The following is a 12013-nucleotide window of genomic DNA, read 5'->3' on the forward strand; positions in this document are numbered from 1 at the left end:
CCGCAGGCAGCACCGGACGGAAGACAACAGTGACCCGCACCCTCACGATCACCAGAGCTTGACCAGCCACAACAAGCCCTAACTTCCCGGTCTTGCCGTAAATATACGTTCCAGAACCCCCCACCCCGGAGGCCTCGTCCCCGTCACCCCACGACGCCCGCGCCTTTGGCCCACGTGGGGAGGGTTCCGGGCCCCGTCACCCCACGACGCCCGCGCCTTTGGCTCACGTGGGGAAGGACAAGGCCCCGTCACCGCACGACACCCGCGTCCCGGCCCGCGAGGGCAACGTTCCAGGTACCCCGGCCCGCCCCGAGCAGCCCCCCGCAGGGGCAGACGCAGACGGGGCCGCGCCCCGTCACCCCCCGAACCCGTACCCCCGCCCGCGTCACCCCGACAGATGGCGGACGCGGGTCCACACCGACCGGTCCAGTTTGCCCGCGCAGCGGCGGAACTCGTCCAGTCGGACCTCGCGCAGCTCGTCCGTCTCCAGGAAGCTCTGGCGGCCCCGCGCGTCCCCCACCGTGCCCTCCGGCAGCGGGATCACCCCGGGGCGCCCGTCGTGGAACCTGCTGGTGATCTTGGCGACCAGAACGGTGTGCCCCCGTACGTCCAGCACCAGGCAGGGGCGGTCCTTGGAGCCGGGCCCGTCCTCGTACGGGACGTCCGCCCACCAGATCTCGCCCGGCCGGGGCCGGGGCCCGCCGCCCGGTACGACCCGCTTCGGCGGGCGGCCCGGCGTGCCCGACGGCGGGCGCGTCGCCGTACCGGAGGAGGGCCGGGACGAGGAGCGCGGCGGCCGCCGCGAGGGGCGGCGGGACGACGGCCGTGGCCGGGGGCGGTGTCCGCCCCGCCCGCTGCGCCCGAGCCCGTCCACCAGCGCCGCGATCAGCGCCAGGACGACGACCGCACCCACCACGGGCCACCATGAGGTGTCCACGACCACTCCCCACGTCCGTCGAGGATTCCGAAACCTCAGAACCGTACTCTGGCAGGGTGGCCCGGCGCGCCGCGGACCCGCGCGGCAGCACCGCCCCCCGTACTGGTGAAGTGCTGGGTGAGTTCCCCCACAACGGCGGCCCGTGGAGGAGCGACCAGCCGTTTCGCGCCTTACGCTCGACCCACCGCACGCTCCCCGGACCGACTCCTCGACCCCCGGCATGGGGGACCTCAGCCTCGGAGGTTCCTGCTCCATGAAGCTCACCGTCGTCGGCTGCTCGGGGTCGTTCCCGTCCGCGGACTCGGCCTGCTCGAGCTACCTCGTCGAAGCCGACGGCTTCCGGCTGCTCCTCGACATGGGCAATGGTGCCCTGGGCGAGCTGCAGCGCCACTGCGGTCTCTACGACCTCGACGCCGTGGTCCTCAGCCACCTGCACGCCGATCACTGCATCGACATGTGCGGCTACTTCGTCGCCCGCTACTACCGGCACGACGGCGGCCGCCCCGAGGCGATCCCGGTCTACGGGCCGGACGGCACGGAGCAGCGGCTGGTCACGGCGTACGACGACGTGCCGTCGGAGAAGTCGATGAGCGAGGTCTTCGACTTCCGCACCCTGGAGCCGGGCCGTTTCGAGCTGGGCCCGTTCACGGTGCACACCGACCGGGTTGCGCACCCGGTGGAGGCGTTCGCGTTCCGGATCGAGCACGGCGGGCGCACCCTGACGTACTCCGGCGACACCGGGGTCTGCGCGGCGCTGGACGGGCTGGCCGAGGGGGCCGATCTGTTCCTGTGCGAGGCGTCCTTCACCCATGGCAAGGAGGATGTGCCGGACCTGCACCTCAACGGCCGGGAGGCCGGGGAGCAGGCGCAGCGGTCCCGGGTGGGGCGGATGCTGCTGACGCACATTCCGCCGTGGACGGACCCGGAGATCAATCTGCGGGACGCCCGCGAGGTCTTCGACGGTCCGGTCGAACTGGCCCGCCCGCGCGCCGTGTACGAGGTGTAGGGCCCGCCGCTCACCGGGCCGACGGGCCGCGGAGCCGCCGGGCCCGACGGCCCGCCGGGCCCGACGGCCCGCCGGGCCCGGCGCCCCAGGCCCCGCTCACCGGTCCGGCAGATCGTGCCGGCCGGACAGGAACTCCTGGAACTTGATCTTCGCGTTGACCACCGGGTGGCGCCAGCGCTGCTCCCGGCGGGCGGCCCGGGCCAGCCGGCGGGGCTTGTCGTGGTACCGCCAGCGGGCCCAGGGCGCCTGCGGGCGGCTCAGCCGGACGGCCCCGACGATCAGCAGCGGGACGAGGAACAGGCCGAGCAGCCCCGTCCACACCTTGCCCTTGAGCAGGGTGATCACGGCCAGACCCAGCTCCGCGGCGACGAAGAGGACCAGCAGCAGGGCGCTGCCGGGCGTCGGATCGGCCGAGTAGTCGGCCCAGTCGATCACGCCGACCGGGCGGAATCCGAGCAGCACCAGCCCGCAGATGGCCACGGCCACGAACACCGCGTCGACGGAGGTCCGTCCCGCCTCCGTCCAGTAGACGTCCCGCAGGTGCAGGATCAGCGCGAACTCGTCCAGGACCAGCGCGGCACCGACCCCGAAGACGCCGGCGAGGGACGATTTCACGGTGGCCGACGGATCGTTCACCAGGATCATCGAGACCCCGCTCACCAGCATGAACACCACGCCGAACACCACGTGGTGGATGTGCAGCCCGCCGGGCCGGACGTTCCCCGGCCACCACCGCACCTGCGCCCGGATCATGCGCACGCTGAACCGTATGAAGCCGAATCCGGCGATGAAGGAGCAGAGGAAGACGAAGAGCGGGAGCAGCCCGGGGGCGACGATCTCCCGCTGGAACCAGCCGCCCTGCGCCAACGTCACCACAGGGCAAACGCTAGTACCGGGGCGCGCCGGATACACCGGTTTACTCCTCGCCGCCGGTCCGGGAACCGGTGCCGGGGGGTCCGGAAGGCCCGCGCCGGGCGGCCTGTGTCGCCGGGCCCACCGGTGCGGCCCGGCGGATTCTCGGCGCGCGGCCCGGAAACGGTCTCCCTGGAGTGACCGCATGAGCGCCACCGCCGAGCGGCCCCCGGCGGCCGGGACGGAGCGGGACCGCCCGGCCGGGGAGCGGGGCCGGGGCACTGCCCGGGACCGGCTGCTGCACCGGGTGCCGGAGGGGTTCGGCGTCTTCTGGCGGGCCCCGGATCGCGAACCGGCCCCGGAGCGCGACCGGCCCCGGACCGTTGTGGTCCGGGGCCGGTCGGGAAGGCGTGCCGTGAGGGCCGGATCGTCGAGCGGGGCGTGGCCCGCCGCGCGGATCAGGCCTTCGTCATGTCCTCGACCTCGCTCTCCGGCTCCCGGCCCGGAGTGCTGAGGTCGAACCGGAGGATCGCGAACCGGAAGACCACGTAGTAGAGGGCGGCGAAGGCCAGCCCGATCGGAATGATCAGCAACGGCTTGCTGGCGAGGTGCCAGTTGAGCAGATAGTCGATCGCTCCCGCCGAGAAGCTGAAGCCGTGGTGCACACCCAGCGCCCAGGTGAGGGCCATCGAGAGGGCCGTCAGCACCGCGTGGATCGCGTACAGCAACGGGGCGATGAACATGAACGCGAACTCGATCGGCTCGGTGATACCGGTGACGAACGAGGTCAGCGCGAGCGACATCATCATGCCGGTCACGGCCTTGCGCCGCTCGGGGCGGGCGCAGTGGGCGATGGCGAGCGCCGCGGCGGGCAGCGCGAACATCATGATCGGGAAGAAGCCCGACATGAACTGACCGGCCGTGGGGTCACCGTGGAAGAACCGGTTCAGGTCGCCGTGCCAGATGTCGCCCTGGCCGTCCGTGAAGCTGCCGAGCTCCTGCCAGGCGACCGTGTTGACGAACTGGTGCATGCCGACCGGGATCAGGGCCCGGTTGATCAGGCCGAAGACCCCCGCGCCCGCGGAGCCCAGGCCGGTCATCCACTCTCCGAAGCCGTGGATGACCTCACCGATCGGGCCCCATATCAGGCCGAACAGCACGCCCACCGCGGTGCCGACGAAGGCCATGATGATCGGCACCAGCCGACGGCCGTTGAAGAAGCCCAGCCAGTCCACGAGCCGCTTGCGGTAGTAGCGCTGCCAGAGCACCGCGGCCAGCAGCCCCATGATGATGCCGCCGAGCACTCCCGGGTCGTTGTACGTCGCGGCGACGTCCTCGCCCGCCTTGATCTGCGCCTCGGTCACCGGGAACGCGGTCAGCACGTTCTTGTAGACCAGGAAGCCCACGAGGGCGGCGAGGGCGGTGGAGCCGTCCGCCTTCTTCGCGAAACCGATGGCCACGCCCACGCAGAACAGCAGCGCCAGGTTCTTGAAGACCGCGTCGCCCGCCGTCTGGAAGACGGCGGCCACCTTGTCCCAGCCGAGACCGTCCTTGCCGAACACGTCGTCGTTGCCGAGGCGGAGGAGGATGCCGGCGGCCGGGAGGACGGCGATGGGCAGCTGAAGACTGCGGCCCACCTTCTGCAGGCCCTGCAGCAGACCGGAGCCGCGCTTCTTCGCGGGCGCCGTGTCGGCGGTCGTCGTACTCATGGGGGGTTCCTTCGGGAGCGCGTGAGCGTGGTCTACACCACCAGAGGTTTAGACCACGTTTCTAACACGGTGAAGGCGGGATAAGGAACCCGCGATTCCCACGCTCTCCATCACACCCTCACACACCCGGCAAAACGCCCCGAGGGTGGGGAGCGAGGGCGACGGCCGGAAGCAGTCTTCCCGGGGAAGGGGCGGGTGATGTCTCCCGGATGAGGGGACATCGCGGATTCGGGGCGGGGGAGGGGCGGCGCGGGTCCGGCCACCGGGCTCGGACGCCGGCGTGACCCGCCCCCCGGACCGCCGGGTGATCCCGTACCTGGGCTGCGGCTGCGGCTGCGGCTGCGGCTGCGGGTCGGCGGCCCCGCACCCGGACCGCCGGGCGGTCCCCAGCCGGACTGCGTCGACCGGCCCCCAGCCGGACTGCGGGCAGCCTTCAACCCGACTGTGGGCGGCCCCCGCTCCGGCTACCGGGTGGTCTCGCGCTCGGACTCCTCCTCCAGCTCCTCCGGCTCCCGGCCCGGGGTGCGGATGTCGAACACCGTGATCGCGAACCGGAAGACCACGTAGTAGATGACGGCGAACGCCAGCCCGATCGGAATGATCAGCCAGGGTTTGGTGTCCAGGTGCCAGTAGACGATGTAGTCGATCACGCCCGCGGAGAAGCTGAAGCCCGCGTGCACGCCCAGCGCCCAGGTGACCGCCAACGACAGGCCGGTGAGCAGGGCGTGGACGCCGTACAGCAGTGGCGCGGCGAAGAGGAACGAGAACTCCAGCGGCTCCGTCACACCCGTCACGAACGAGGTCAGTGCCACCGAGATCATCATGCCCGTCACGGCCTTGCGGCGTTCCGGGCGGGCGCACTGGGCGATGGCGAGCGCGGCGGCGGGCAGGCCGAACATCATGATCGGGAAGAAGCCGGACATGAACTGGCCCGCCGCCGGGTCCCCGGCGAGGAACCGTGTCAGGTCCCCCTGTACCGCCTCCCCGTCCGGACCGGTGAACTCACCGGCCTGGAACCAGAAGAAGGTGTTCAGGAACTGGTGCATCCCGATCGGGATCAGCAGCCGGTTCGCCACCCCGAAGAGGCCCGCGCCCAGCGCGCCCATGCCGATGAGCTGCTTCCCGAACCAGTTCAGGGCGTCGCCCACCGGTTCCCACAGCAGCCCGAAGGCCACCCCCAGCACGGCGCAGAGGAACGCCATGATGATCGGCACCAGCCGGCGGCCGTTGAAGAAGCCCAGCCAGTCCACCAGCTTGGTGCGGTGGTAGCGCTGCCAGACGACCGCCGTCAGCAGCCCGATGAGGATGCCGCCGAGCACGCCGGGATTCTGCGGCACCCCGTCCGGCGTCTTGTCGGTGACCGAACCCGCCACCGGGTACACCGCCAGCACGCTGTGATAGACGAGGAAGCCCGCCACCGCCGCCAGTGCCGTGGACCCGTCCGCCTTCTTCGCGAAGCCGATCGCCACCCCGATGGCGAACAGCAGCGGCAGTCCCAGCCCGACGTCGAGAATGGCCGTGCCGCCCGCGAGCAGCACCTTGGACGTCTTGTCCCAGAACGTTCCGTGCAGGTATGCGGCGGAGAGATTGCCCAGGCTGACCAGCAGGCCCGCGGCCGGCAGTACGGCGATGGGCAGTTGCAGACAGCGCCCCATCTTCTGCAGCCCCTGGAAGAGGCCCGACGTCCAGTTCCTCCCCGGTGGCAGCTGCGCGGCCGCGGTGGCTTCGGAGCTCATCGGACCTCCCGGTGACGGCCGGCTTGGCGGACACGGCATACTGGTGTAGACCAGTCGCAGCACGCTTGTGCCGCACCCGTGCAAGCGGGCTCCGTGATCGACATCATCCGCCCGATCACGGACACTTGCCCGCGAAGGTGGGCCAAACGTGCGTTACGGTTTGGAACTCGGCGACCCCGCCGAAGCCCCGAAGCACGCAGGAGTGGGACATGGCCACCAAGGCTGAGAAGATCGTCGCCGGGCTCGGCGGAATCGAGAACATCGTCGAGGTCGAGGGCTGCATCACCCGCCTCCGCACCGAGGTCGAGGACTCCTCCCTCGTCGACGAGGCCGCGCTCAAGGCCGCGGGCGCCCACGGCGTCGTCAAGATGGGCAACGCCATCCAGGTCGTCATCGGCACCGACGCCGACCCCATCGCCGCCGACATCGAAGACATGATGTGAGCCACTGACGCCGGCACCGGCCACCGGCGGCCCGACGCGCGCCCCTGACGCCGCGCGGGCCCCGGGAAGGCCGGACGATGCGCCACTGATCTGCTGCCACGGGCCTGCGGAGCCGCTGCTCCGCAGGCCCGCGGCACTCCCGGAACAGGCCCGTCAGCCGTCAGGAACAAGCCGGCCGGCAGCCGGGAACCAGCCCCTCAGCCGTCACGAGCAGCGCGTGAACACCCCCGCCCGCCCGGCCCCGGCCGTGGCCGGAAAAGCCCCCCGGCACAGCCGATAGGGTCGACGCATGTCTCGTATCGACGGTCGGACCCCCGACCAGCTGCGCCCCGTCACCATCGAGCGCGGATGGAGCAAGCACGCCGAGGGCTCGGTCCTCATCGCCTTCGGCGACACCAAGGTCTTCTGCACCGCCAGCGTCACCGAAGGCGTCCCCCGCTGGCGCAAGGGCAGCGGCGAGGGCTGGGTCACCGCCGAGTACTCCATGCTGCCCCGCTCCACCAACACCCGCGGCGACCGTGAATCCGTACGAGGCAAGATCGGCGGCCGCACCCACGAGATCTCCCGGCTCATCGGACGCTCGCTCCGCGCCGTCATCGACTGCAAGGCCCTCGGCGAGAACACCATCGTCCTCGACTGCGACGTCCTCCAGGCCGACGGCGGCACCCGCACCGCCGCCATCACCGGCGCCTACGTCGCCCTCGCCGACGCCGTCACCTGGGCCCAGTCCAAGAAGCTGATCAAGGCCGGCCGCAAGCCGCTCACCGGCACCGTCTCCGCCGTCAGCGTCGGCATCGTCGACGGCACCCCCCTCCTCGACCTCTGCTACGAGGAGGACGTCCGCGCCGAGACCGACATGAACGTCGTCTGCACCGGCGACGGCCGCTTCGTCGAGGTCCAGGGCACCGCCGAAGGCGTCCCCTTCGCCCGCACCGAACTCGACGGCCTCCTCGACCTCGCCGTCGCCGGCTGCGGCGACCTCGACCGGGCCCAGCGCGCGGCACTCGCCGCCACCCTGTAGCGACCGGCGAGGGCCTGTCGTCCGGGACCGGGCGGAATCCGGGAGCGGTGCCGCCGGGCGCCGCGGGCCCGGCCCGAACCGAACGACAGGCCCACGGCGGGACAGCTCTGAGTGGCGAACACCACGCTGCAGCGGCAACCGCCGCGGGACTTTGAGCGTTCTTTACTGTACGAGCGCACGGACTCTCCCGTGCGACCGTCCGAACCCTCACGGGAGGAACCACTCCATGGCCCTGCGCCACCGCAACACCGCCCTCAGCGCCGTCGCCCTCGTCGCTCTCGCCATACCGGTCACCGCGGGCTGCGGCGCCGTCGACAAGGCCATGAGCTGCGCCCAGACGGCCGTCACCATCTCCGAGAGCGTCCAGGACCTCCAGCAGGCCGTCTCCGACGCCACCGAGGACCCCACCAAGGCACAGCAGGCCCTCGACCGGATCGACAAGAACCTGGACAAGCTCGGCGACAAGACCGACAACGCCGACATCAGCAAGGCCGTCGACGACATGAACGCCGGGGTGAAGGATGCCCGCGCCGACCTCGAACAGGGCAAGACGCCGAACATCACCCCCGTCACCGACGCCGCCTCCGAGCTGACCAAGGTCTGTTCACCGGGCTGACCCGCCTGCCGCGGGCGGGACGAGGTACCCGAGGTGGGCCGGGTCGAGGTACCCGACGCGGCCGGGCGACTGCACGTACTGCGGACCGGGAGGGTCCCCGGGCCGCACGGAGGCCGGCGCAGGGCCCCGCGGCGTCCCGCGTCGGGGCGCGGAGGGCGACTCGGGGACTCCCGCGGCCGGGGCGGTGCACCCGCACCGCGGCCCACCCGCTCACCCGACCGCGGCCGAGGCGCCACAATGGGCCCATGCAGCGTCTGATCCTCGCCACCCGCAACGCCAACAAGGTCACCGAACTCCGCGCCATCCTGGCCGGGGCGGGCCTCGCCGTCGAACTCGTCGGCGCCGACGCCTACCCCGAGATCCCGGACGTCAAGGAGACCGGTGTCACCTTCGCCGAGAACGCCCTGCTGAAGGCCCACGCCCTCGCCCGCGCCACCGGCCACCCGGCCATCGCCGACGACTCCGGCCTCTGCGTGGACGTGCTCGGCGGCGCGCCCGGCATCCTCTCCGCCCGCTGGTCGGGCCGGCACGGCGACGACCGGGCCAACCTCGAACTGCTCCTGGCCCAGCTCTCCGACATCGTCGACGCCCACCGCGCCGCCCACTTCGCCTGCGCGGCGGCCCTGGCGCTGCCGGACGGCACCGAGCGGGTGGTCGAGGGCCGCCTGCACGGCACCCTCCGCCACGCCCCGTCGGGCACCGGCGGCTTCGGCTACGACCCGATCCTCCAGCCGGAGGGCGAGACACGGACCTGCGCGGAGATGACCCCCGAGGAGAAGAACGCGATCAGCCACCGGGGCAAGGCCTTCCGCGCCCTGGCACCGGTGGTGCGCGAACTGCTGGGCTGACCCGGCGGAGACGACAGCGGCCGTGGCCCGTCCGGGGCCACGGCCGTCCGTGCGCGAGGGGGGAGTCGAACCCCCACGTCCGAAGACCCCGGCACCTAAAGCCGTCCCGTCTACCAGTTCCGGCACTCGCGCGTACTCGGAATCTTACTCACTGGGCCTGGGCGCGGAGCGGCTGGAGCGGCTTCGCCGTGAGCGGCACCACGTATCGGTGATCGCGTGGCAGTTCGGGCAGAGGTAACGGAGGTTCTCCGCCCGGTTGTCGAGCCAGTCGCCGTCGATGTGGTCGATCTGCAGGGTGACCGGCCGGCCCCGCCACTCGCCCGGGTTGCCGCAGGTCGCGCAGGTGTAGTGGACGCCGGTCTCGGCGAGAGCGCGGTGCAGCCGCTCCCGGCCCACCCGGGGCGAGCCCTCCGGGCGTATGCGCAGTACCTCGCCCGCGATACGGCGCGGGGGCGCCGCCGGGCGGGGTATCCGGCGGGAGCGCCGGGTGAAGTGCGAGGTGTCGAGCCCGAGTTGGGCCGCTCGGCGCTGTACCCGGCGGTGGCTCGCGTCGTTCACCGGGAGGCCGAGGGCCCGTACGACACCGGCGTAGCTCGTCGCGCCGGTCACGGCCCGGCGCAGTGCGTCGTCCGGGAGGGCGTGCCGGGCATGGCGGAAGTGCGAGGTGTCGGTCCCCGACCTGGTCAGCATGCGGCGCAGTGCGGCGCGTGTTCGGCCGTCGTCCGGGACGCCGAGGGCGCGCGCCACCCCGCGCACGCTGTCCGCGCTCGCGGCGGCCGTCGCCAGCTCCTCCGCGGTGAACGGGAGCTCTCCGCAGGGCCTGTTGAGGCCGGGGAGGTGATCGGTGACGAGGCCCGCGGTGCGGATCCGGCGGCGGAGGTGGGACAGCGTCCCGGGCGCCGGAGTGGCCCCCAGCGCGACCGCGACCTCGCGCAGCGTCGACGACGAGGCCACGGCCGCGGCGATGGCCTCGTCGGAGTACCGCAGGTGCTGCCGGGTGAAGTGGCCGGTGTCGAGGCCGAGCTCGCGCACCGCGCGCTGGACGGACCGCCGCCGCCCGCCGCTGCTCTCCAGCCCCAGGGCGCGCAGCACACCGGCCCAGCTCGACGAAGCGGCCACCGCCGCGGCCAGCGGCTCCCGCGCGTACTCCTCGGCTCGCATGGCCCCCCTCGCGCTGCTTCGACCACATGTCGTGGCCTCGAACGCATCAACGAGCGAATGCCTCCACGGTTACGCACACACCTGCGCCCCGTCCGGCTCCGGACGGGGCGCAGGTGCGTGCGGCGGGGCGGGGTTCAGAACTTCGGGTCCGGGGTCTGGGCCTGGACCAGTTCGGCGGCCTCCTCCTTGGTGGCCACCGCCGGCGGCGAGCCCGCCAGCGGCTGCCGGGCCGTCTCCTTCATGCAGGCCACCGCGACGAGGCCGACCAGGGCGGCGCCGATCGTGTAGTACGCGGGGATCATGTCGGTGCCGGTCGCGCCGATCAGCGCCGTGATCACCAGCGGCGTGGTGCCGCCGAAGACCGAGGTGGAGATGTTGTAGCCGATGGAGAGCGAGCCGTAGCGGACGTCCGTCGGGAAGAGCGCCGGGAGCGCGGCGGACATCGTGCCCAGCAGGCACACCAGGGAGAGGCCGAGCATCCCCATGCCCGTGATCACCGCGGGCAGGCTGCCCTGCTTCACCAGCAGGAAGGCCGGGGCGGACAGCACCAGGAAGCCGGTCATGCCGGTCATCAGCAGCGGCTTCCGGCCGTAGCGGTCGCTGAGGGGGCCCACCCGGGTGATGATCAGCATCAGCGCGACCATCGTGCCGAGCAGGATGAGCAGCCCGTGGGTGTCGTCGTAGTGCAGCTCGTCGGTCAGGTAGGTCGGCATGTACGACAGCAGCATGTAGTGGGTGATGTTGTACGCGCCGACCAGCGCTATGCACAGGATCAGTGCCCGCCACTGCTCGGAGAAGATCCGGCCGAGGGTCTTCTGCGGGGCGTTCTCGGAGAGGTGGGCGAACTCCTCCTCCTTGGCCCGGCCCTCGGCGCCGTTCTCCGCCTGCACCTGGGTCTTCTGGGCCTCCAGCTTCTGGAAGGCCGGGGTCTCGTCGAGCTTCAGCCGCAGGTAGAGGCCGACGATGCCGAGCGGGCCCGCCACCAGGTAGGCCAGCCGCCAGCCCCACTCCTCCATGGCGGCGCTGCCGAGCCAGGCGTTGAGGACGGCCACCAGTCCGGCGGCGCCGACGTAGCCGGCCAGGGTGCCGAACTCCAGGAAGCTGCCGTAGTACCCGCGCTTCTTGTCGGGGGCGTATTCGGCGATGAAGGTGGACGCGCCGCCGTACTCGCCGCCGGTCGAGAAGCCCTGGACCAGCCGGAAGAAGATGAGCAGCACCGGGGCCCAGAGCCCGATGCTCTGATAGCTGGGGATCAGGCCGATGCAGAAGGTGCCGGCCGCCATCAGCATCATCGTCGTGGCCAGGATCTTCTTGCGGCCGAGGCGGTCCCCGAGGGTGCCGAAGAAGGTGCCGCCGATGGGCCGGACGAGGAAGGCGACGGCGAACGTCGCGAAGGACGAGAGCAGCTGGGTGGTCTCGCTGCCGCCCGGGAAGAAGACCTTGCCGATGGTGACGGCGAGATAGCTGTAGATCCCGAAGTCGAACCACTCCATGGCATTGCCCAGCGCGGCGGCCTTCACGGCGCGCTTGACGACCCGCTCGTCGGTGACGGTGATGTCACTCCGGCGCAGCTTGGGATTGCGTCTGCGCTTGAGGGCACGGAAGAGGTTCGGGTGGCGCTTCTGTGCCTCCGGGTCCAGTCCGGCTTCGGCGCCGACAGCCATGGGTGGTCCTCTCACTGCGT

Annotated in this window: 11 protein-coding genes and 1 tRNA gene; 5 read left to right on the top strand and 7 right to left on the bottom strand. The window is 71.8% G+C overall.

The features are described 5' to 3' along the window. Positions 1-385 precede the first annotated feature (385 nt). Entirely contained in the window at positions 386-937 is a 552-nt protein-coding gene (locus ABT112_RS20580; protein ID WP_351511565.1) for a type II toxin-antitoxin system PemK/MazF family toxin, read from the bottom strand. 253 nt (positions 938-1190) lie between these two features. Between ABT112_RS20580 and ABT112_RS20585 the strand changes: the two genes are divergently transcribed. After that, complete coding sequence (locus tag ABT112_RS20585) at positions 1191-1943, top strand: MBL fold metallo-hydrolase (protein ID WP_351511567.1); 753 nt, start codon at positions 1191-1193, stop codon at positions 1941-1943. Between the two features lie 96 nt (positions 1944-2039). Here the strand turns inward: ABT112_RS20585 and ABT112_RS20590 are convergent, their stop codons facing one another. The 3 genes from ABT112_RS20590 to ABT112_RS20600 form a co-directional block, all read right to left on the bottom strand. Continuing rightward, positions 2040-2819 carry a hypothetical protein gene (locus ABT112_RS20590; protein WP_351511569.1) on the bottom strand — a complete coding sequence of 260 codons (780 nt, stop codon included), beginning with the start codon at positions 2817-2819 and terminating at the stop codon, positions 2040-2042. Positions 2820-3253: 434 nt separating this feature from the next. Then, the gene (locus tag ABT112_RS20595) at positions 3254-4504 is read right to left on the bottom strand and encodes a PTS transporter subunit EIIC (protein WP_351511571.1); all 1251 of its coding nucleotides are present in this window, start codon (positions 4502-4504) and stop codon (positions 3254-3256) included. 464 nt (positions 4505-4968) lie between these two features. Beyond that, positions 4969-6240, bottom strand: coding sequence for a PTS transporter subunit EIIC (locus ABT112_RS20600; RefSeq protein WP_351511573.1), 1272 nt, complete (start codon positions 6238-6240; stop codon positions 4969-4971). Positions 6241-6377: 137 nt separating this feature from the next. Here ABT112_RS20600 and ABT112_RS20605 point away from each other — a divergent pair, with 137 nt between their 5' ends. The 4 genes from ABT112_RS20605 to rdgB all read left to right on the top strand — a co-directional run bounded on the left by ABT112_RS20605 (position 6378) and on the right by rdgB (position 9168). Further along, a complete protein-coding gene (locus tag ABT112_RS20605) occupies positions 6378-6683 on the top strand; it encodes a PTS sugar transporter subunit IIB (RefSeq protein ID WP_351511711.1) in 306 nt (101 codons plus the stop codon). 289 nt (positions 6684-6972) lie between these two features. Continuing rightward, the gene (rph, locus tag ABT112_RS20610; RefSeq protein WP_351511575.1) at positions 6973-7704 is read left to right on the top strand and encodes a ribonuclease PH; all 732 of its coding nucleotides are present in this window, start codon (positions 6973-6975) and stop codon (positions 7702-7704) included. 226 nt (positions 7705-7930) lie between these two features. Beyond that, positions 7931-8320, top strand: a complete 390-nt coding sequence (locus tag ABT112_RS20615; RefSeq protein ID WP_351511577.1) for a hypothetical protein — start codon at positions 7931-7933, stop codon at positions 8318-8320. A 245-nt stretch (positions 8321-8565) separates the two neighbouring features. Continuing rightward, entirely contained in the window at positions 8566-9168 is a 603-nt protein-coding gene (gene rdgB, locus ABT112_RS20620; RefSeq protein WP_351511578.1) for an RdgB/HAM1 family non-canonical purine NTP pyrophosphatase, read from the top strand. Positions 9169-9218: 50 nt separating this feature from the next. On the opposite strand, the gene ABT112_RS20625 is transcribed toward rdgB, so the two are convergent. The 3 genes from ABT112_RS20625 to proP all read right to left on the bottom strand — a co-directional run bounded on the left by ABT112_RS20625 (position 9219) and on the right by proP (position 11993). Further along, positions 9219-9300, bottom strand: a tRNA-Leu gene (locus ABT112_RS20625). Positions 9301-9312: 12 nt separating this feature from the next. Further along, positions 9313-10329: an HNH endonuclease signature motif containing protein gene (locus tag ABT112_RS20630; protein ID WP_351511580.1), complete on the bottom strand. Its 1017-nt coding sequence runs from the start codon at positions 10327-10329 to the stop codon at positions 9313-9315. A gap of 134 nt (positions 10330-10463) precedes the next feature. Further along, positions 10464-11993 (bottom strand): glycine betaine/L-proline transporter ProP, encoded by a 1530-nt coding sequence (gene proP / locus ABT112_RS20635; protein WP_351511582.1) that lies wholly within the window; start codon positions 11991-11993, stop codon positions 10464-10466. Positions 11994-12013 lie beyond the last annotated feature (20 nt).

This window comes from Streptomyces sp. NPDC002055, assembly GCF_040296705.1.
GTDB lineage: Bacteria > Actinomycetota > Actinomycetes > Streptomycetales > Streptomycetaceae > Streptomyces.